At 60.8% G+C, this 22,144-nt stretch carries 14 protein-coding genes; 8 read left to right on the top strand and 6 right to left on the bottom strand.

The genetic code is table 11. The features are described 5' to 3' along the window. Positions 1 to 5 precede the first annotated feature (5 nt). On the bottom strand, positions 6 to 1,106 hold the full coding sequence (locus KVY23_RS14705) for a ThiF family adenylyltransferase (protein WP_230557219.1): 1,101 nt from the start codon (positions 1,104 to 1,106) through the stop codon (positions 6 to 8). After that, positions 1,103 to 2,548 carry a phenylacetate--CoA ligase family protein gene (locus KVY23_RS14700; RefSeq protein WP_230557218.1) on the bottom strand — a complete coding sequence of 482 codons (1,446 nt, stop codon included), beginning with the start codon at positions 2,546 to 2,548 and terminating at the stop codon, positions 1,103 to 1,105. The genes KVY23_RS14705 and KVY23_RS14700 overlap by 4 nt, the downstream gene beginning before the upstream one ends. A 375-nt stretch (positions 2,549 to 2,923) precedes the next feature. Here KVY23_RS14700 and KVY23_RS14695 point away from each other — a divergent pair, with 375 nt between their 5' ends. The 6 genes from KVY23_RS14695 to KVY23_RS14670 all read left to right on the top strand — a co-directional run bounded on the left by KVY23_RS14695 (position 2,924) and on the right by KVY23_RS14670 (position 9,225). After that, a complete protein-coding gene (locus tag KVY23_RS14695) occupies positions 2,924 to 3,415 on the top strand; it encodes a hypothetical protein (RefSeq protein WP_230557217.1) in 492 nt (163 codons plus the stop codon). A 327-nt stretch (positions 3,416 to 3,742) separates the two neighbouring features. Then, the gene (locus KVY23_RS14690; RefSeq protein WP_230557216.1) at positions 3,743 to 4,336 is read left to right on the top strand and encodes a serine/threonine protein kinase; all 594 of its coding nucleotides are present in this window, start codon (positions 3,743 to 3,745) and stop codon (positions 4,334 to 4,336) included. A 126-nt stretch (positions 4,337 to 4,462) separates the two neighbouring features. After that, positions 4,463 to 5,518, top strand: coding sequence for a hypothetical protein (locus KVY23_RS14685; RefSeq protein WP_230557215.1), 1,056 nt, complete (start codon positions 4,463 to 4,465; stop codon positions 5,516 to 5,518). Positions 5,519 to 6,248: 730 nt separating this feature from the next. Beyond that, positions 6,249 to 6,866 (top strand): IS630 family transposase, encoded by a 618-nt coding sequence (locus tag KVY23_RS14680; protein ID WP_230557214.1) that lies wholly within the window; start codon positions 6,249 to 6,251, stop codon positions 6,864 to 6,866. Between the two features lie 432 nt (positions 6,867 to 7,298). After that, positions 7,299 to 8,039 carry an ATP-binding cassette domain-containing protein gene (locus KVY23_RS14675; RefSeq protein ID WP_230557213.1) on the top strand — a complete coding sequence of 247 codons (741 nt, stop codon included), beginning with the start codon at positions 7,299 to 7,301 and terminating at the stop codon, positions 8,037 to 8,039. Beyond that, complete coding sequence (locus KVY23_RS14670; RefSeq protein ID WP_230557212.1) at positions 8,032 to 9,225, top strand: ABC transporter permease; 1,194 nt, start codon at positions 8,032 to 8,034, stop codon at positions 9,223 to 9,225. Before KVY23_RS14675 ends, KVY23_RS14670 begins: the two co-directional genes overlap by 8 nt. 767 nt (positions 9,226 to 9,992) lie before the next feature. Here the strand turns inward: KVY23_RS14670 and KVY23_RS14665 are convergent. Both KVY23_RS14665 and KVY23_RS14660 read right to left on the bottom strand, forming a co-directional pair. Beyond that, positions 9,993 to 11,606: a GIY-YIG nuclease family protein gene (locus KVY23_RS14665; protein ID WP_230557211.1), complete on the bottom strand. Its 1,614-nt coding sequence runs from the start codon at positions 11,604 to 11,606 to the stop codon at positions 9,993 to 9,995. Positions 11,607 to 11,752: 146 nt separating this feature from the next. Further along, complete coding sequence (locus KVY23_RS14660; RefSeq protein WP_230557210.1) at positions 11,753 to 12,901, bottom strand: hypothetical protein; 1,149 nt, start codon at positions 12,899 to 12,901, stop codon at positions 11,753 to 11,755. A 270-nt stretch (positions 12,902 to 13,171) separates the two neighbouring features. On the opposite strand from KVY23_RS14660, the gene KVY23_RS14655 reads away from it, so the two are divergent. Next, complete coding sequence (locus KVY23_RS14655) at positions 13,172 to 19,177, top strand: DUF3320 domain-containing protein (RefSeq protein ID WP_230557209.1); 6,006 nt, start codon at positions 13,172 to 13,174, stop codon at positions 19,175 to 19,177. Positions 19,178 to 19,375: 198 nt separating this feature from the next. Here KVY23_RS14655 and KVY23_RS14650 read toward each other — a convergent pair whose 3' ends face one another. Together KVY23_RS14650 and KVY23_RS14645 are read right to left on the bottom strand one after the other, a co-directional pair. Next, positions 19,376 to 19,870, bottom strand: coding sequence for a DUF3558 family protein (locus KVY23_RS14650; protein WP_230557260.1), 495 nt, complete (start codon positions 19,868 to 19,870; stop codon positions 19,376 to 19,378). A 269-nt stretch (positions 19,871 to 20,139) separates the two neighbouring features. Then, positions 20,140 to 20,763: a DUF4352 domain-containing protein gene (locus KVY23_RS14645; protein WP_230557208.1), complete on the bottom strand. Its 624-nt coding sequence runs from the start codon at positions 20,761 to 20,763 to the stop codon at positions 20,140 to 20,142. A gap of 166 nt (positions 20,764 to 20,929) precedes the next feature. Between KVY23_RS14645 and KVY23_RS14640 the strand changes: the two genes are divergently transcribed. Next, positions 20,930 to 22,135, top strand: coding sequence for a histidine kinase (locus tag KVY23_RS14640; protein ID WP_308070942.1), 1,206 nt, complete (start codon positions 20,930 to 20,932; stop codon positions 22,133 to 22,135). The last annotated feature ends 9 nt before the right edge of the window (positions 22,136 to 22,144 follow it).

Genomic DNA, 22,144 nt, shown 5'->3' with positions numbered 1-22,144 from the left:
AGGTTCTAGTAGCGTTGCGCCATCAAAGCTGCGAAGGCGTACTCGTCGAGTTCGTTCCACCGGGTTGCCGACGCAGCCGCGTCACCCAGCAGGATTCGGTCGAGATCGACGCGATACCGACCGGATTGCATGTCTGCACCCGACACGATCAAGCGCACCGCCAACGCCGCGACTGAGCCGGCAGCGTTGGCGGCGGTGCCGAGCTGAGGCCACGATGGAAGCGAACGGCCGACCTGCGTCAACGAATACCTGGTACGAGGAGTCACGTCACTGCCGACGATTGCGCTCGCGATGCGGATTCTGTTGCGAGGGTCGTTGAGCTCCGAGACGTCCATTCCGGTGAGTTCGCCTGCCCTGCCGTGGAACAGCGGATAGTCGGCATCGAGATCGTACCGCTCGACATCGAGGATGACGTTGTCACCGTTGTCGGTTGCCATCACCACTGGAATACCAAGTACCCGAGCCTGTTGCCGAACTACTACTTTCAGTGCGAGATCGTCCATTTCCTCCGCGAGCACGGATAGCTGTTCTCCGCCCACACTGCCGAGGAAACTGCCATCGAGGCTGTCGTAGCCGTTCGGATGTGCCGAAACGTCACAGTACGGATCGGTCTCCAGAAGTCGGCGTTGCGCGAGGGTCACTTTGGACATCCCGAGGTCGCACACCGAACCCTGCAGTCGGTTCAGGTTGCTGGGCCCCAAGGTATCGGGATCGGCGATGCGGAATCGCCGCGCCCCTGTCAGCGCGCACACCGACACCACCGATGCACCCACGCTGAGCCCTGCGACTCCGATCAAAGCTGATCCCCATTGTCGCTGCTCATCATCGTCCAGCAAGTACCTGTTGCGCGCGGTCCGCAAACGATAGAAGTGCTCGTCAGCCGGGAGCCGAACCATTGTGGATCGCCAGGGATAAACGATGTAGCGGCTCGAGTCCTCGATGACCCGATCGTCGTCCCAGTTCACGGATGCGGGTCCGAACGCGTCGATTGCGGCGAGCTCCGATCGGGCCGACTTCCATCCGTCGACGTAGTGCATACCGCAGTTCGGCTGCAACAATTCGTCTATCCGGCGAGAGTCGGTCTTGGGGTCCAGTATCTCGATCACAGCGAACCTACCCGCTCGACAGCGCTCTGCTTGATCTGCAATTGAAAGCCCTCGCTCCCGTATGGATGGAATTCCACCTTTGGCTCCACCGCGGCCCCGTACATTCCGTGAAGCTCGTTGAACTCACTACTCGATGACATCAAGGCGTCCACTACACTGCGGCGAACCATTCTGGCGCACTCCGCATTCGGACCTACTGGCAACTCAACGCCCTTCCGGAGCTCGACGTGCAAGTGCAAGGTGTCGCGGAGGTCATTGCCTGTACGACGTCCAAGAACGAACTTGCCGGTGATCGCGTCGGTCAACTGTGGATCGGCGAGTGCGGCGCGGACCGGATCAGGGTAGATGTTCACGGCATAGAACGAGACCGCAATATCAGCGCGTTGTTTCACCACGACGAACTGCGAATGCTCGGTCGAGGTCGCCACGTCGAGATCGTGACCGAGGTCGGCCAACCGACGACGGAGCTCACAGGGGGTGATGACTTCACCGATGTCGTTGATCCGGTAGCGCACCAAGGGAATCGTGTTGTCGACGGTAAACAGTAGGTAGCCCCGCTCGTCGGTTTCGATGTATCGCAGAGAGGCATCGTACTCGACCAACGTCGACGACGCGGCGGACCCACCGAACAGCGTCGCGTCGAGTTCGTTGTGCTGCAACGCCAAACGCCGCGCCGCGATCGTCGTCGATGTCTCGTGCCCGATCATCCCCGCGTCAGCGGTGCCGTAGACCAAGCACATGTCCTGCGGTCGGTCGACTTTCCCCACGAGCCTCAGAATTCCGTCTCGCCAGCTCTCTCCGACGCTCTCACCTGCCAGCAAGAACTTTATGTTCTGACTCAGGACGTCGTGCCCGGCGCCGTCCAGGACGTCGCGAACGAACGGTGGATAGCCGGCAAGTATGACCTGGTCGTAGTGCTTCCCGAGTGAGGCCACGTCCACACGAACGGTGTCGACGTGGACCCCCGGAGCCACTGCAGACACCGGAAACCCGCGGTCGTGCAGCTCTTCGATCGCACGAAGTGTGTAGGTTCCGCCGATCCAGTTGCCCATTGCAAAGCACACCACCACGAGAGTCGACAGTCTGTCGGCACCCAGCTGGCGCAGGATCCGCTCATGCAGAACGACACTGTGGTCCAGCGACAGCTTCGCACGCGGCCAATGAGTAGGTGGACCAGATGATCCTGAGCTGGACGAATAGATGCGCGTCGAGGTGGCGTCGCCTGCCGGGATGAGTTGTGGCAATTCGTAGGCATGCACGTAGTTTTTCTTCGTCGTAGGCGGGACAAGCGAGAAGTCCGGTGCTGACGCGACGGTGTTCGGGTCGAATCCCAGCTCGGACAGAAACCGTGGATAGGCGTCGGTGGTCTCGACAGCCTTCCGGAACGTCGCCAGGGCGCCGTTCACTCCTGCAGCACTTCGAGTCGTCCGTATCGGAGACATGGCCGAGTTCCTTTCGTGGAACAAGACGCGAATCGCCTTGCTGCACGACATACCGAACCCCCGGAGCCCCTTCTGCGCCCTCGATCATCACCGAGTCATGTACTGCGACCAGATGATTGAATGGCCACGCCGTCTCATGCACAGTTTCGAATAGAACCCACCACACCTTTCGAAAGGAATACTGTCCATGTCTCAGTGCAGAAAGTGCTACCGCCCCGTCCACGACTGCTCGTCCTGCAACGGCGGCCGGGCCAGCGGGATGTTCGGCAAGCTGACCTGCAGCAAATGCAACAACACGGGCTCGACCTGCAACGAGCACGGCGGCCACTGGAAGTAGACAACCGGTCCATTTCCACTAATCTTCGAAAGGAAATCATGCAGGTCTTTGGTATAGCGATACTCGTGGCCCTTGTCGGATTTTTCGCGAGCGTCGCGATCAGCCCGGAAACTGCGATGGTGTTCGTCGTCGTCTACATCGTCGGATTGCTCGTCCTCGGTTACGTGCTGAGCGTGATGGCGAAACAGCAATCGAACGTCGTAGTGGCAGCTCCACCTGTCGACGTCGAGCAAGCCGTGCTCACTCATTTCAAGGGCATCGGGTGGAAGCAGGTGAACGGGAGCGGGCGACTGAATTTTCAGTCTCGGGGAATCGGCCTTAGTTCCATTGGCTCGAAGAACCCCGTCATTTCAGTTGACTTGTCGGACTCAGTCGATGGAGGAACCGAGGTAGACGTGTGGATGTCGGAGTGGGCCTCGCGGGTCGGAATGGCCGCCTCCTGCGACCGGGTCGTCACCAAGCGCTGGTCGCTGTTGCGCAAGCTGGACGCGATTTCGAGCGTGGGCGGCGTGCAGCTCGGGAGTTCGTGAGCCCGCTGGCCTCGTGACCGGTCAGATCGATTGGTGCGACGGGAATCGATCTGGCCGGCACCGTCGGTTCCAGCAACTAGCGGTCGACGGAAATCAGCTGTTCGAACGACGGCGCTCGGTACCCCAAAGCAGTAAGTTGCGTTGAGCACGTGCACCTTCTCTCGATCTGAACGTGCGCGTCCAGAAAGTGAGGGGCGAGTGCCTGACAGTCCCGATCCGTTGTTTCCGGTGCCGAACCAACCGTCGGCTTCTTCCACCACCGATGCATACCCAACACTCAATGGCCCAGCGAGCTCTGAGCCGCGCAGCGGCAAACACCGCACTCTTATGTATGTCGGTATCTGCGTCACCGTGGCAGCCGTTCTGGTCGGAGCAGCCTTCTACGGAATCGACCGCGGTCGCGCCGAGCCCACTGTTGCAGGGCCCGCGGTCGCTGAGCCCGTGGCCCCAGGGCCAGTTTCCGAGTCCACCGAAGCCGAGGTTCCTAGCCCGTCGGCGCCCGATCGCGAGGTCGCCGATCCTGCACCCATCGCACCCGCGCTTGTCAGTCCGGCGCCTACCGCTGCCGCAGCTGCTCCGCCCGTCTCGGATGTCGACCTCGGCCTTTCCGTGCCGTTGACCGTTCCAGCGTGCGACGGATCGGGAATAGTGGTGATTCACAGCGCCATCAGCCCCGGCGCCTATGCCCAGGAAGTCGCTGCTGCGCTTGCGTCGAATCCGGGCGCTAGGTACTTACGCACCGACAGATCGTGCCCATCCTTGCGGCACCAGAGCACAGAGGGCAATCCCATCTACGCTGTGTACCGGCCTTCGGGCTACACCACAACCGAACTATGCAACGACGTACGCCTGCAGGGTGGCGACGCTTACGGCAAGTGGCTGAATACTGCGAGCGACCCGGCGTTGATCCTGCCGTGCTGAATTACCCTTTCGCGCCGCGTCATTCGATCGAACGACATCACTCTGACCTCCATCGATGCAACGTTGCACTACCCTCATGCGTGGCCCCTGATCCGCAAAGAATTGCGTCCAGAAAGGTCGGGTCGCATGCCCGATAACCCCGAACCACTGTTCCCGCTGCCGGACCGACCCGCTGCAACTCCCACCGACACCTCATACCCATCGCTATCAGCATCAGAACCCTCCACAGGCAACCCCGCCACGCCCCGAAAGTACCTCTATGCGGCAGCCGGCCTCGTCGTGGTGGCGGTTCTAGTCGCAGCAGGGGTCTACGGAACAACCCGGAGTTCTGACGACGTACAGATGGACACCGCTGCTCGCCCAGCGGCGAATGCAGCCAGCGGGGAAGCACCGAACAATGTCGTCGGTACCTGCACGTCCGCGCCCGTCGCATCCGTCGATGACGCGCGTCTGTCGACGTCAGGGCTGGTGCTCGACGTGACCGCTGCAAGTGGATGCTCGGTCGATTCTGTCGTGTCGAGTTCGTCGGTGCGCATCAACGTTGTCGACGGACCGACCAACGTTGCCGCAGGCGTGTTCGACTTCTCGTCCGCCCCCGCTTTGCTCACCGGCGACGGCGACAGTCGCTTGACGTTGACCTTTCCGCTCGGAACTTTCTGGATGGTCCCGTCGACTCTGTCGTCATCCACCTCAGTCGAGATCGACCCAGGTAGCAGCGACTCATCGAATGCATCGGCGTCCGAGGAGGTCTCGCTATCCGCATCGACCGCCGCCGCACCCACATCGGGTGACGCAGAAATGGCTGCAGCGGAGGCACTTCGCGCCATCTCGGACTCCGACCGTACCGTCGTTGCCTCCTCGCTCGCCGATCGCTGGATCCCTCAGATCAGTTCGAAGAAGCCCGGCTTGGTCGCCGAGGGAAAAACATGGACCAATGCCGACATCCTGCTAGAGCACCTCCAGATGAGGATCCGATACCCGTCTGCGCACCTCATTTGGAGCGGATCGTGGAGCACCTTTTCATCCCCTGATTGGTGGGTAACCGCCGTGGGCGAAACCTATCCGACAGGCGAGTCGGCGAATACTTGGTGTGTCGCCAACAATTTGGATCGCGACCATTGCTACGCGAAACTCGTCAGCTCCGTTCGTCCAGTGGACGGCAGCACCGTATTGCAGAAGTAGGCCATTCACTGTGGCACGTCGACACTATATCGATGCGCAGTGCGTTTCGATCATGGTCGACTTTCTATCCTTGAAAAAGTACCTCCGCGCACCGAATAGCTCTGCGTCTGTCAGGTGAACGATCGATATCACGCAGGCAATCATTCATGGTTGCATACGCATGTCGGAATCAGTCTCAGCGCAAGGAGCCACAATGACAGTAATCAAGGCAATTTTGCGGCGCGCGACGTGCCCACGCTGCGGTGGATCGGGCGGGCACAGCGACTTCGGGAACTGGGTCAATTGTTCTGCATGCAACGGAACCGGGAATAAGTGAACAAGCCATGGGTCGCAGCTCACCACGCGGATACAACGGCTCCGCCAACCGGTGGGGCTTCGCAATCCACCTCGCATCCAATGGCAAGTACGAAAAGACTCGACTCTACCCACGGGCGACTTCACCGGCAGCCCCGAAGCACACCCGACTCAGTATGCGTGCTCTACCTCAACCGCCCCACCGCATGACTGTTCGACGAGGAACGATCGGGACGTCCACGCACCCTCGACCGCAAGAATCTGATTGCGGTCACACTCACACCTCCACCGGCGAAATACGGCGTCACCCAATTGGAGCTCAGGACTACTCGCCGAGCACCTGAAGATCGAGCACGCTACCGTCGCCCGAGTATGGCGGGAACATGGCGTCCAGCTCTGACGCAGTGAGACATTCAAATTCTCCACCGACCTGGATTTGGTTGCGAAGGCCACCGATATAGTCGGCCTCTATCTCGAGCCACCGGAGAACGCGATCGTGTTGTGCGTGGACGAACAGTCGCAAATTAAGGCGTTGGACCGCACCGCACCGACACTGCCGATGCAGATCGGGATACCCGAACGGCAAACCCACGACTATGCCCGCAACGGTACGACGACACTGTTCCCGGCCCTCGAAGTCGCCACCGGACAGGTCACCGGGATCTGCCGGCCACGGCACCGTCACCAGGAATTTCTGGTGTTCCTCAAACACGTAGCGAGCCCGGACCAGCAATTGCACCTGGTGATGGACAACTACGCCACGCACAAAAAGCGGGAAGTCCGTGACCGGCTCGCCAACAATCCCCGCATCACAGTCCACTTCACACCACCCACCTCGGCGTCCTGGACGAACCTCGTGGAGGTGTGGTTGGGGATCATCGAACAACAGGCGATCCACCGCGGAACCTTCCGCAACGTACGCGACCTCACCGCTAAGATCCGCGCGTTCATCAACGCCTGGAACCCACGCGCCCAGCCGTTCGTCTGGACCAAGACACCGGAGCAAATCCTCAAGAAAACCACCCGTAAAACGACTTCAAAGACGGACCACTAGCTTCCTTTTCGTACATCGAAGACGCGGTCAGACCCGCGGATCTGCAGTATGTTTCGATCACAGCGCAATACCCAAGGGGCATTTCGCAATCTGGCGTCCTCCTGGATCATCGAAACCGACGCCAATCTCATCTGAACAGCAGACAGACAGTCCAGAAAACCTCAAATACTCTGATTTTTGATGACGGGTGAGTGGAGGTGCTTCTTTCCGAAACACTCACCTGCCATCGATGTGAAGTAATCGCAGTAAATAACCAGAAGGAGGTGAATCGCATGCTGTTCTTTGGCGGTGCCGCGCTTCTCGGCGCAACAATCGCGCTGTGGCAGAGAAATAATCGTCGTCGTTAACGGCGATGCCCGGTGGAGAGTGTCAACATTCTCCACCGGAATTCTCCACCGGACTTTTCATTCAATCCAATCCGAAGGAACCAGCGTGTCCGCGGACATCATCGTTCAAGGCTGCTCCCTCAGTTTCACCCTTGATTCAAAACTGATCTTCGATAGAGCGGATTTTGATATCGCACGTGGGCAGCGGGTAGGACTGGTCGGATCCAACGGGTCGGGAAAGACCACATTGATGAGGCTTATTAGCGGCCTTGTCGCTCCAGATAATGGCACGGTACTCCTGTTCGGCGAACCGTCGCACCGGGCAAGCCCGGCAAATCGCCGGCGTACCAGCCTCTTTCTAGGCGGCGATGCCTCCCTATATGGAAGCCTGACCGCTGAGGAGAACATCAGATATTTCGCGGAGCTCGCTGGAATGAAGCATCGAGAATCAAAAGCCGCGACAAAAGAAATAATGAAAAGCTTGAACGTTGACTGGTTTTCCACAAAGAAGGTCCGCGATATGTCTCGCGGAATGAGACAAAGGGTCGCACTCGCACGGTCGATGGTTCACAAACCCGACCTGTTGCTCCTCGACGAACCCACCACAGGCATGGACATTGATGGACTTCAGCTCTTCGGAGAGCTCATCGCCAGCGCGGCATTCGACGACACGTCGATTCTCATCTCCGGACACAACGCCTACGAAATCGTGTCACATTGCGCCGACTATTGGGTGCTGTGGGAACGAGGAGTGACTAGCTCAAATCGCCACTCTCTCGACGAACTACCTCCAGCACCCGCGGCCGACGCGCTGCGACAGGCAATGACTGGGTTCCGTCATGTCTAATCTCTGGGTCGTCCTCAAAAAAGAGCTGAGCCAGCAACTGCGCGACCGCCGTTCGCTCGTACTGTTGTTCATCCCGACCCTTATCGGACCGCTCTTCTGCCTTCTACTGTTCGCGCAGGGCACCAGTTCTGAGTTGGATCACAAGGAGCTGAGCGTCTCTTCGAACAGTTTCAGCCCTAATGACTCGCGACTGCTGAAACACATCGACGACAGGCTCAACCGGACGGATGTCGGAGACACTGGACAGCGCGTGTGGAATGTCAAGTGGAGCGATTCCCCGTGGGATGACCTCGTGCGCGGAAAATCGGATTTAGCGTTGATACAGGAAAGTGACGAATCCTGGAAGCTCATACCCAGCCCGATGTCGCTGGATTCGACTGCACTGACGGCCGAGGCAATAGTAGTATTCACAGATTCAGGACTGCCGGAAAATGGAGTCTGGGACCCGCTTCAGCCGACGCTTATGGACAAAGCAAGGTCAACGACTCTGGTGGAAAATTTCTTCAGCCAGGCTCCAGCAAACATTGCCATCACAAGCTATCTATTGCCAGTGCTTCTGTTATCCCTATTCACCCTGGCGGGCACTTCGGTCGCCATCGAATGCATAGCGGCCGAAAAAGAACACGGCACCTTCGAAAGTCTGCGTGTTTCGGGCGCCCCCGGCCTGAGCATAATAATGGGTAAGCTCTGCGCGGTTGTCGTCACCTCGGCGACGTCTGGAATACTGGCCTTATCCTTCTTGATCTGCGTCGGTCACGTTAGGCCACGGGGGGCGTGGAACCTCGGTCTAGATTACGTAGTCGAAGCCGGTATCGGCGCCGGCAGCGCCTTTACGCTTGCAATTCTCACGCTCTCAGCACTCACGCTATGTAGCGCGATGTTACTATTCGTGAGCGGCTTGGCCAGGACGATCAAGGAGGCGCAGTACTGGGTCTCGTTGGTGGCCTTCATTCCGGTCTCGGTGGGAGGCGCATCGGCAGTCGCGTCCAACGACCACCTCAGACGAGTATTCGAAACCATCCCATTTTCAAACGTAGCAATTGGCCTATCCGAGACGATCTCCGGAGAGTATGACGGCTGGTCGCTTGCTGCTTGCCTTGCAGTCAACGCTGCTGTATCGCTCGTGCTGGCAACCCTTTCCGTTCGGATGCTTTTCGGCGAGGCCAGCCTCGCTTTGTCACGTTGATTGCGCTCCGAGGTATGGCGAACACGCAAATAGTGCTGCGACATCAATTAGCATCGACCTTGCATTCGGTTGGTGTGTCGGCCTTTGCCGAGCTGATCAAAGCCGTGCCCGTTCACATCTGGCGGACCGCTCAGGTCGGTGCGCGGACCGGCAACGCTCGCAGTGACATCCGCAAAATTTCCGGCTGTGTCGACCCCATCCGACATGCGGGTCACCGTCGACGATTCGCTGCGCGTAGGCGAATTCGAAGTCAGGCGAGACCAACCGGCGAAAGTAGGATTGGTCAATGGTCGTCGGTGAATTCGGAGCGACCGCGAAGTCTCCCATCTCGAAAATTTGGTCCGACGGCATATTCGACAGTCTCAGGGTCGATGGTGCCGACGTGCACGTTTTCGGTATCATCCCACGCAATGACGAAGCCTGTGAGTGGACATGACGCAGCGGCTTCGGCGGTGGACGTGGCCGACGACTCCACCTGCTGCACAGCGAGCTGATCAGCCTAAGGTACTGGAGGGGCCACACTGCTGGAGTCGGAGCACGCCGCAGTCGCCAGAACTGCGACGCAGGCAATACCGAGAACCCTTCGAGGGATGCAAGACTCAGACAAAGTCAAAGTGACGCACTCTCCTACATGACCGAAACCGATTCTCATACCATCGAGACGCTAGCCGTCCCGGGAATCAAGCGATGTCGTCCGAACAGCGGAGCTCAGCTTGGCAAGTGACGAACGCGGGGTATGCGCCTGAGCGGTACGACCTCGGCGGCGATCAACGATCACCGAATCGTCGAGACCAGAACGGTGAATTTCTGAACATATCGATGTCCTGTGGTTCATCGAAAAAGGCAAATTTGATCACTTGGTCCCAACTGGTGGACTGCCCGAGCACCATTGGCCACACCACGTCCTGGCTTGTATAGAGGTAGAAACGGCGCGGCACAGCAAAGGCGTCGTCCCACCGAACCCCCACCGAGCAACCATCCCCCGGGTTGTGTGTGATGACACCGCGCAGGTGGAAGTCCATTGCCGATACCGGGTGGTCACGATTGTCGAAAGGCACGTCTTCGCCTGTGTTTCTCCGCGTTCGAACGGCGATTCGCTCGCCTACCCGCATGTTGGCCACTTTGGCCTCATAGCGAGAATTCGAATCCATTCGCCACTCACCACGAGCAACAAAGTCTGACAACTGATTTCTTTTCGAGGCGCGGCTTCCCGGCCCGACCACCCAATAGATCTCTACGTCGCCAAGATCTTCGACCTGCTTTTCGGACTCATCGCCAGCACAATCTCGGCCAGGGACGTTTTGAATGGCTTCCACCACGGAGGTCGGTCCAATACCGGTGTAGATGACAGCCTCCGCTTCACTGCCTGAGTCGCGGCTCAGGCCCGGGTAGACGCGCTCGACCAGCTGCGGGCAGTGATACCTGGCATAGATGCAGAAGTGCTTCCTCATTAGGTCGAGAACGAGCGCTCCAGCGGCCTTCGACACCCGGGGGTCGGACAATAGCTTGGTGAGTGCGTCGAGCCCTTCAGCCCGCAGCTTGAAAGTGTCAGCTCCCGCGTCGTCATAGCGAGTCTCCGAGACCTCCACACCAGAGTGCTCTGACTGGAAGCCATCGACGTCATCCACCAGGGAGTCAAGCACGCTTTCCCGAATGTTGACGAAGCCGCCGAGTTGACCTCCTCGCTGCTTGTCTGCGTTGACGACAAAGACCTCCATCTTGCCAACGCTCACGCAGAAGCGACGCGGAAACCTGGTGGTGCCATATGTCCCCGTGCTCACAGACCAGTATTGAAACTCGGTTGCGCGAGGGGCCGGGATGCACGCTTCGACGAAGGTACGCAGGAGTGCGGTGACAGCCGCTTCGTCGGAGTGCTCGACGTAGCGGCGAGCTGCTGTCGAATATCGAATCGACTGTACTGTAATTGATTTCAGCGGAGTCGAATCGTAAGCGTTGTCGGCACCAGGGTTCGCCAGCCACTTTTCCTGTGCCGCATCATCCAGTAGCTCACTGAGCGCGTCGACACCAGCGGTGACGCTCGCGTTCAGCACATTTCGAAGTGGCGCACCAATTGACTCCAGATCGTGAGTGAGAGTCCGTTCGACCCGTTTGAGTTCTTGCTTGGAGGCGGTCACAGCCAAGAGACGCACCGTCGCGATTCCATCGCCCCACTTCGTCTTGTGCCCACCCATCCGGGATCGTAAATTTACCGACTCTCCCAGGTAGTAGGAGTCGCTCTCGAATCGCAGGAGGTAGTAGCCACTAGCCTTTGGGCCGTTCGCGGGCAGACCGATACTTGCGACTTCCGTGAACTTCATTTCCGGACCGAACCGATGATCCTCGGCCCACCGTGCGACGGTCTCGTGCAGGAGCGGCTTCATTCCACCCTCCTGCCCACAGCGAGCTCAGTGCGACCTTCACAGCCAAAAGGAATGGTCATCAATGCTCAACTCCAAATTTCACACAGCCCACAGAACGGAGATTTCGAGACAGCCAAGGCCTACAACTCGCTACCGACACAAATCGATCAGGACCAGCCAATCGAACTGCGGAAGTCGTTCGCCAACGCAAAGTCCGAATCCTCGATGCCCGCGATGGCGTTTGCGATCGCTTCCGAGTGTTCTCGCAAGACCACTGCTCGGACCGAACTAGCTGTCACCACAGGATCTTCGGCGGTGTCGCCCACAACCGACGCCGCCGCACGCAACAGTTTGAGCGCTTCCTTCTGCTGCCATGGCGTCAGCGGCTGCGAAGTGACGAGATCGATAGCGACTGTGGCAGTCTCGCCTGCCGACGCCTCCGGCGCACTCGCTGCAGCAACTGGCGTCCGACGCGGCCGGTTCAACGAGATGACGGTCTTTGGTTCCCCGGTCAGGAAGTCCTCAGGCAGCTCATGGGCTTTCGCAGCCATCAGCGACACCTGCGCCGAGACCGAGGAACCCTTGAACCATCCGCGGCCGACCGTCAGCAAACCGCGATCCTTCAAATGCCGCATGGCGGGCAGGAACTTTGCACTGGTCTGAGGCGTCAGCTGCCCGATCCTGTGGTCGTCGACGCGCACCTCGACGGCTTTCTTCTCGGTCTTGGCTGTGCTGACGTCGATTTCGTGCAGTGTGACCAACAGTTCCAGCTCGCCCTCCGGCTCGACGAAGTGCCGCAAGACGTCGAAGTGCTCATCGGCCTTGGTTACCTGAACAGCCCCGCCGCTCGGAAGAAGCGTGTACGGCATTTCGGGTGGTTCGTTGCCCGGGAGGATGAGATGGGGCTCACTGAGTTGCACTTCGATATTGGTGGCTAGGTCAATCGGTGTTCCGGGCCTGTCGTTCCACCGGTTCTGATCGTATGCGCGAATCGATGCAGGCGCCGTGGGGACAAGCCCGCGATTGATCAACTCCATCAACCGGTTGTGAAACAAGATTGCGCGTTCGCGCGCCAGGTAGCCGATCAAGTAGTTCGACGCCCGGACGGACACTGCGTATCGGTCGTGCGGATTGTCTGGCTCGGGAATCAACTCGACAGTGCGTCGAACGGTCGAGCCAGCGGGGTCGAAATCCGACCCCAGAGTCCCGCGGATGGCGTCGACATAGGCGTGCGTCCCAAAGACCGCTTCGTTGCACCAGTCTCCTCGCCCACCCCACAGTGGGTATGGCCGCCACTGCACACCGACGTCACTCATTCGGGTCCCCTCGGATCGTCCGTCAGGCAGCAGGCTAGCCCACGTTGCCGACAACCATGTGCGAACCTCGACGGGGAATCAACGCGGCATCATTCATTCGAATGAACCACACCCGACATCTTTAGCATCGGCAAACATCGCGCCGAAATGTCCGATACCGTTTCCTCGGCACTTTGTCGGTGGCGTGCCCTAGCGTGTGAAGGTTGACGGCGTTGCCGTCACTCGTCGCCCCGGTCATCGGGGCGCCGGACGACGGAGTTCGGAGGAAAGATGCAGGATCTCGACCAGGATCAGAACCCGTTTCGCACGGTGGTCGACGGGCTGTCGATCGAGATCCACGCCCACCCTGCCGTGAATCTCGCGCTCGTCCACAATGGCGTTCCGCTGATTACCAGCGTCGAGATCGTGAACCTCTCGGACACAGATGTCGTGGATGTGAAGGCGTCGGTTCAGTTGTTCGGTGCCGGCACGGAACTGTCGCCGCAGCGCGTCGACGTCCACGACGGCGCGCTGCGCGCCGGCGAAGACGTGGTCTGGTCCAACTACTCAGCCATCGTTCCGCCCGTACCTCACTTGCGCGGGCTCAACGAGAGCCACTCTGCGACCATCGCCGTCACCGTTTCCAGGTTGTGGGGCGAGGACATCCTTCTCAACGCGCCGATTCGCGTGCTGGCCCACAACGAGTGGTTCAACGCTCCCGCCTTCTACGATTCGCTCGCTGCCTTCGTGCAGCCCAACACTCGCGCAGTCAATACCGTTCTCGATGCTGCTTCGAATCTGCTCAGTTCGGCCACGGGCGACCCTTCTCTCGGCGGCTATCAGAAAGGACCGGAACGCGCCGCGCAGATCGCGGCCGGAATCTACGAAGCCCTACGCCATCAGCAGATCCGCTACATCAATCCGCCTGCGTCGTTCGAGGACACCGGACAGAAGATCCGCACCACCTCCCAGGTGCTCGACGAGCGTTTCGGCACCTGCATCGACCTCTCGGTCACCTTCGCCGCATGCCTGGAAGCCGTCGGCATTCGGCCGGTCATCTGGCTGATCGACGGCCACTCGTTTGCGGGTTTCCTGCGCGACGAAAGCCAACTGGCGCACTCGACCATCACCGAACCGAACGCACTGCTCAACCTCGTCGAGTCCGGCCGCGTCGTACCGGTCGAAGCCAAGTACTACGACACCACATCTGCTGGCACGTTCAAGCAGGCTGTCGCGGATGCGCGACGGCACTTCGCCGATCATGGCGCGCTGCGCGGCGTCATCGCAATTTCCTCGGCACGCAAAGACGGTGTCCGGCCATTGCCGAGTCTGGACGAGGTCGCCGCTGTCAAGGCAGAACCGTCATCGTCGGTTCCAATGGCAGCCGATCTCGGGCTTCCGGCCGACCTGCTCGACGCGCAGGACGCCTCGGACCTCGTGCTCGACAGCACCGACACGGCCCCACCTCGTGTACAGAAGTGGAAGCGATCTCTCCTCGATCTGAGCACCCGAAACCGGCTTCTCAACCTCAAGCCCATGCGCGAGGTCATCGACCTCCACGTCCCCAATTCCGGGCTGGCTCTACTCGACGACCTCGTCCACGCCGGCACCGACATCGAACTGATCCCCCACGACGAACTCAGTTCCATCCATGAACTGCAGGGCGCCCGACGGGCCCAAGACATCGACGACGCCACCATCCTCGACTACCTTCGCGACCGAAAGCGGATTCACGCCGTCGTCACCAAAGACACGTACGCAGCGCGGCTGAAGCATCTGCAGCGAACTGCGCACACAATGTTCGAGGAGACCGGCAATGCCAACCTCTACCTGACGTTCGGCGGGTTGATCCACACGACGAGCAGCGGAAAGGACGCCCGCGCTCCCCTGTTCCTGCTGCCGGTGAAGGTCGTGGGCGGTTCGGGTCGAAGCCAGTTCAAGCTCACCGTCGACACCACAGGTGTCTCGACACCCAACTACTGCCTCGTCGAATGGCTGCGGATCAAACACCATGCGTCGATCCCTGCCCTCGAGAACCCGCCGCTCGATGAGCACGGGATCGATATTGACGAAGCTCTCAAGGGCATTCGCTCTGCGTTGGTCGAGCACAACCTCGACTTCCGTATCGACGAGACGGCGTCGGTCGCCATCTGCCAGTTTGGCACCTTCGGGATGTGGAAGGACCTCACCGACCACTGGGACATCCTCGAACAGAGCCCCATCGTTCGCCACCTGACACACAGCGCGGGCGAGTCGTTCCGCGATTCGCGTCGACCGGACGGTTCCGACATCGAATCAGTACCCGTGCACGAACTCGACGTCCCAGTACCCATTCCCGCCGACGGATCTCAACTGCGCGCCGTCGCGCTGGCAGCCGACGGGCACACATTCGTGCTCGAAGGCCCACCCGGAACCGGAAAATCCCAGACGATCACCAACCTGATCGCGCATACCCTCTCGCAGGGAAAGTCCGTGCTCTTCGTAGCAGAGAAGCAGGCTGCGCTCGACGTCGTCAAGAAGCGCCTCGACGCAGTCGGCCTCACCAAATTCACGCTTGACCTGCACGGAAAGAACCAGAGCGCGAACGCTATTCGCGACCAGCTCAAGCGTGCGATCGAACACTCCACCAGCTACAACTACCGGTCGTGGGCAGCCAAGCTCGCCGATGTTCGGTCGCACCACGTCCCGCTCGACGACTATCCGACGAAGATCCACCAGAAGAATGGCGTCGATCATTCGTTGTGGTCTGCCTACGACACCCTCCTCGGTCTCGGCGACGGCACCGTCGCCACCGTTCCAGCTTCGTTCGTCGGCAACCCGTCGGTGTCGGTACCCGAGATCACCCGCGCGTTGCAGCAGTTCGAGCGAGCCGCCCGATCGATCTCGATTTCTCGCGACAACCCCTGGACCATCGCTGGAATCATCGATTCTCAGGCAACCGACGATCACTTCCGGGCGGTCACTGCTGGGCTGTCTACAGCGCTCGACGCTGTTCATCGAAGCCCCACGGTGCGTTACGTGGTCGAGCAGGTTCCCAATCCTGAAGCAATAGAGCATCTGCTCCCCCAGGCGCGACGTCAATTCGGCCGTCCGATTCCGACGGCAGATGTACTGACCAACGCCCAATCTGCCCAGTGGGCTGCGTCGAAGCAGGCTTTGCTCGGGGGGATCTCGCTTCTGCAGCAACAGTGCGGCCCGCTCACGTCGGTCTTCACACCCAGCTTCATCGCGAGCGGCGACGCCGAAACACTCGCACTCGCCGCGGAAGACGCGACCAAAGGACTGTTCGGGAAGAAGAAGCGCAGCGAACAGTTCGTTCGTGACCTGGCACCGGCCTTGCTACCGGGCGTGCAACTCGATCCCGAATCCGCACTCCCCCTCCTGAGGTCGATTCCCGGAGCGCGTGGACTCACCTCGCAGACAGTGCAGCACATGCACCAATTGTTGACCCAGTTCGCACCACCGACGTGGAATCCGATCGCTGCGGATGCAACTCAGCAACTGCAAGCATCCTTCGATTACGTCGAGCAGACTGCGCACTTCGTGCGGACGCAACCTCAGCTGTGGCAGATCCTCACTGCCACCGGACCGTTGACTCCGCAGGACACCGATACGCTCGACAGACTCGCGCAGGCATGGCGGAGCTGGCGACAGATTCTGGGCTCGACCGACACCGACATCGACCGTTGGCGAAACAACTCGCACTGGTTCGCCGCGTGGCAACGCGACTCGCAGTCGTGGCTCGAAGCCGTCCAGACGGATGGCAGTGCGCCGATACGCCAGTGGTCCACCATGACCGCGTTCCTCAACCCTCTCCGCGCGGCGGGGCTGACCGACCTCGTCCACGAGCTACTGACCGGCACGATCCCCGCGAACCAAGCCGAGATCGCGTTCATGCGAGGCGTGGCACGCACATCGCTCAGCGAGCGCCGCCGCAAGCACGGTCTCTCGCACTTCGACCGGGCGATCAAGGACGGCCAGATCGACGACTTCGCGAATGCGTCCGCGGCGAGTCGATCCGAGCAGATCAGTGCGCTCCCGGCCGCGCTTCTTGGGCGGCGCTCGTTTCAAGCGGGCTCGTTGACGGGCGACGTGGGCCACCTTCGACGCGCCCTCGACGCCAAGCGCGGCGGAACCACGTTCCGGCAGTTGATGAATCGCTACGCGAACTACATCCTCGAAGCGACACCGTGTTTCTTCGTCAGTCCGACCTCCCTTGCGCAGTTCGTGCCACCCGGCTCGGTCACCTTCGATCTCGTCGTGTTCGACGAGGCATCCCAGGTGACGGTTCCGCAGGCCATCGGTGCGTTGGGACGCGGCCGCTCGGCCGTCATCGTCGGTGACTCGCAGCAGATGCCGCCAACAGCTATCGGTGTGGTGAGCACAAACGACAGCGATGACTACACCGAGGACGACGAGGTCATCCCTGATGATCTCGACAGCATTCTCACCGAAGCGGTGGAATCCGGCGTGCCACGGTTGTGGCTGTCGTGGCACTACCGCAGCCAGGACGAATCGCTCATCGCGTTCTCGAACGAGAAGTACTACGAAGGCCGGCTCGCGAGCCTCCCATCACCAGGTGGCGACGACACCGCAGGTGTGGAGTGGCGGCGCGTCGACGGGCACTTCAACCGTGAGACCAAAGACCGTCTGCGCACCAATATCGTCGAAGCAGAGGCGATCGTTGAGGAGATCCGCGGCCGGCTAGCGAACGCCCATTTGGCCTCGCAAAGCATCGGCGTCGTCACGTTCAACGCGCAGCAGCAGACCTTGGTACGCGATCTACTGGAAGCATCGGGCGATCCGTTGATCCTCGACCAATTGCGTGAGGACCGTGACGACGGCATCTTCGTCAAGAATCTCGAGAACGTGCAGGGTGACGAGCGCGACGTCATTCTGTTCAGTGCGGCGTTCTCGAAGAAACCGAACGATCCCAAGCTGCCGCTAAACTTCGGCCCGCTGACGCGCACCGGCGGTGAGAAGCGACTGAATGTCGCTATCACCCGTGCACGACGCAAGGTGGTCATCTTCACCTCGTTCGACCCGACCGACATCGACCTGTCGCGAACACGGTCGGTGGGAATGGCGCATCTGCGGGGCTATCTCGAACATGCGGCTCAGGATTCCCGCGGGGAGGACGCGCCGGCTGTTCAGTCGAAGGGCGCGACCGATGAGGTACAGGCTGGGTTGGTTCAGTCGCTGCGTGATCATGGGTACGAAGTCGAGGCGAATTACGGGTTGTCCGATTTCGTGTTGGATTTGGTTGTCCGTGAACCCGGTTCAGAGCGATGGCAGGTAGCGGTCATGTTGGACGGCCCTCAGTGGGCGCAGCGTCCTACCGTGGCCGACCGCGATCTGACGCCTCAGCTCTTGGAGTCGATGATGCATTGGGGTTCATCGGTGCGGGTGTGGTTGCCCGACTGGATCGACAACCCCGACTCGGCCATTTCCCAGGTTGGCGATGCAGTTGCCACTTCCAAGGAACGAATGGCCGCGAGACAAGCGGAGATCGACGCGGCAGCGGAGGGGCAAGCCGCGGCCATTGCGGTGTCGGCAGCTACCGAGGTCGAATTCCTCGTCGAATCCCCCGAGGAGTTCGCGCCCGACGCCGAGCGGTGGCTCAAACCTTCCGCTGAGGAGAGCCGCGAACCTGAAGTCATGGAGCCGGTTCTGATAGCGCGGGCGACGGTCGACGAACCTGCGTTGTCGTTGGTACAGCCGCGGGATTGGCACGGTCGCAATATCGAGTACGTCGAGGCTTCAAGTTCGAACCTGGGTATCCGCGACGATCTCGATCGAGTGCACTCACCAGCGGTGAAGAACACGATTCTGAGGGCCGTTCAGGAGACTGTCGAGATCGAAGGCCCCATTTCAATTGACCGGTTGGCTCGAAATGTTGCTCGACGGTTCGGGTTCGACAGGGTGGCGGCTGCTCGGCGCGATTTCGTCCTGCAGTCCGTACCCGAGGAACTGATCGAACGGTCCGAGGCACTGGGCGACTTCGTGTGGCCGAAGGAACTGGACCGTGGGACTTGGCGCGGGTTCCGCAGAACTCCCAGCGACCTGGCGCGTCCGCTGTCCGACGTAGCGCCGGAGGAGATCATCAACGCGATGATGTCGGTCTGCGCGCGGGCGGGGCAGCCTGACTATGACAGCCTGCTGCGTCAGACTTTGTCGACTTTCAACCAGAAGCGTCTGACCGGTCAGACACGTGAGCGGTTGGAAACAGTCATTGATCTAGGAGTTCGCCGAGGGCGGCTGATCAAGATTGGCGAGACCTACCGGGCTGGGTCGTAGTTCGGTCGTTGTTCGTGCGTTTCGCTACTTCGGCCCGTGTGCCTGAACGTTGGCGGCATTTGCGTCGTCAACGGCTTCCGTCGCAGTGAAGAACTTGTTGAACACAACCTTCATTTCTTCGACGACTGTGATGTGGCTGTCGCCTGCCAATGCGTGAGTGGTTCGCCTGAATTTCCCATGTCTGCAACTCCTACTTGGTCACTTGGGCAACGATGCTGCCAGGTCGTTGGTGTGCTCGAGCACCAACCTGCACAGCTCATTGTCCGCCAGTTCTTCCATATCTAGTACCGCGAATACCACGACTCCGGGCGGCAGATCCACTGCAATATCGCAAGACCTCCCGGTGTTGCCCACCCGCGTTCGGTACTGGAAGCCGTCTCGATCGGCGACCTCGATGTCGCGACCGTCGATGTTCGAGGAGTTTCTGCGAGCTTCGTCGATTGTGTGGTCAACCGACGACACGACGCTGAGAAAGTATGGGACCTCCGTCCCCGGTGGCTTGAAGGAACACTTTGCCCAGTCCTCAACGACTAAGCCTGTTCCCCATCCCTCGTTGCGATACTCAGGATCCAGGCCCGCCGCTGCAATGGCGTCTGGCGATATGCTGCACGGATCCCACCGCTCCGCGGCGACTGGACTCCCTTCGACGCCGCTGCTGCACCCCCCGAGCAGAACGGCCCCGGCAACCAGCATCGCCTCCCGTACCCGCACGAATCCCCCTCATCCAGAGCCAGTCGATAGGTTAGACGCACCAGCATGGCGATCGGTTCCGATCAGTGAATGACGAGGCCCCTTCTCGCGCAAGTGTCGTTTCGCCAATGCGCTGAAACCCTCGCGATCTGGTCGGCGCTCACGTTGAAGAACCCTTTCCGGACTCCAGGAACGCTTCTAGCGCCTTGACAGCGTCAAACACCGCCGGTTACTCCGCGACGTTCTCCTCGGCCATGTCCTGTTGACCTCGATCAGCGGAGAGCGACCGTCGTGCCGCCCGAGAACGCTGAATCGTGCAGCTCGATCTCGGCAGGCACGGTACCGACGGGGACGTCGAACACGACGGTCGTGTCCAGCGCGTTGCCCGGGTTGATCTGTTCGTAGCCGATTCCCTCGTCGAGGTAGGCGGTCGCGAGGCTGTCGACCGAGTACTGCTTGCCATCTGCGTCGAGCAACTTCTGTGAGGACGCGTCCAAGCTCTGCGCTCGATCGCCGATGTTGCGGACGGAAATCGTCACCTGGACGAACTCGCCCTGAGCGGTCTGCGTCAGATACTCCGAGCCGACCGTCGCGACGGGTGGTGCGATGGCGGTGACGACGAACTCGAACTTGCCGTCGCGCACCGGGACGCCGATCCCCGGCTGTGTCGGCTCGGCCGGTGCCGCAGGAGCCGCGGCCTCCGACGCCGAGGATCCGGCCGGCGCGGGAGCCGTCGGGGTCTCCGAAGAACCGCCAACGACAAGCCGGATGAGAACACCCAGCACGACGATCGCCAGGATGACGGTCAAGATCTTGTGTCGGGCAAACCAATTCCTCTTCTGCTCGGGAGCGGGCGGGGCGTACTGCGGCTGGGGGTTCGGATTGTTGGTGGTCATGTCGAAATTCCTTTCGTTCGGCGATGCACCAACAACACCGCAGTCGGCCGTGTCCGCGCCTCGGCAGACCGGACGGTGTCCCTCCTCCTTTCGGTCGCATCACCGGCGGTGATGTGAACCGATCGGGCGATCCGCCATGTCGGTGCTCGGCCGTACGCTCCTGATCGTGAGCACGCAACGGACAGGCACCCTGCGCCGCAAGGCCTGGACTACGGCGGCGGTGGCGTTCAGCCTGTTCTGCTCGCTCATGACCGCCGGGTTGGCGGGCTCGTCGGGGACGCCGGGGTGGAACCTGGGCATCGGCGTCGCGCTCAACCTGGTCGCGGGCGTCGCGTTGGTCTGGCGACATGAGCGGCCATGGATCGTTCTGGGACTGGCGCTGGCCGGGCCGCTGTTCTTCGCGACCGATGCGACGGCCGCGTTGATTGCACTGTTTGCCGTCGGTGCGTTCGCACGCACCAAGCGGCTGGTGTCGGCTGCCGTCGCGGTGTACGTCGCGTGCGGGGTGTCGTTGACGTACGACGCGCATCGCAGTCGGTACTACTCCGTTCTGACCCTCGGCTCGACGAAGGCCGAGGATGGGTCGGTGCCGGTCGAGTGGGATGTCGCGGGGTGGATTCCGTGGGTGGTCGCGGCGGTACTGGTCGGGTTGGTCGTGGGTGGAGCGTTGCTGCGCCGCACACGGTCCGATCTGACGGAGGCCGTGGTCACGCGAGACAAGGTGACGGTGGAGTCCAACGCACTTCGCGAGGAGATGCTGCTGACCGCGGAACGTGCCCGCATCGCCCGCGACATGCACGACACCCTCGCCGCCAGCCTCAGCCGCATCTCGTTGTTCGCGGGCGGAATGCAGGTCAACAGCGCCGATGGGCCCGAGAAGGTAGCCCAAACGGCGTCGATGATTCGGCAGACCGCGCACGATGCGCTCGACGAGCTCAAGCGCATCATCGGCGTGCTGCGCGGATCGGTCACCGACTCGGGCGGTGGCCGGCAGAGTGTCGAGGGCATCTCAGATCTGGTGCACTCGGCACGGGATGCGGGCTTGCACACGTCGCTGATGCTCGACGTTACGCCCGGTGACGTCGGCGCTGCGAGTAGTCATGTGGCGTATCGGGTGGTGCAGGAATCGCTCACCAACGCGCAGAAGCACGCCTGCGGTTCGGCTATTCGGGTGGCGGTGCATGGGTCGGACCAGGCGGGCGTTCGCGTGGAAGTGCGCAACCAGCTGATGGGGCAACCGGCGTTTGCGCATGGGTCGGGTGCGGGGTTGGCCGGATTGGGCGAACAGGTCCGCGGGGTGGGCGGCAGGTTCTTCGCTGGCGCGCAGCCAGGCGAGTTCGTGGTCTCGTGCTGGTTGCCGTGGTACTCCTGACGGGCAGTG

This window comes from Rhodococcus sp. I2R (assembly GCF_020889545.1).
Lineage (GTDB): Bacteria > Actinomycetota > Actinomycetes > Mycobacteriales > Mycobacteriaceae > Rhodococcoides.
Note: the sequence above shows the minus strand (reverse complement) of the source record. Positions and strands in the feature narration are given on the sequence as shown.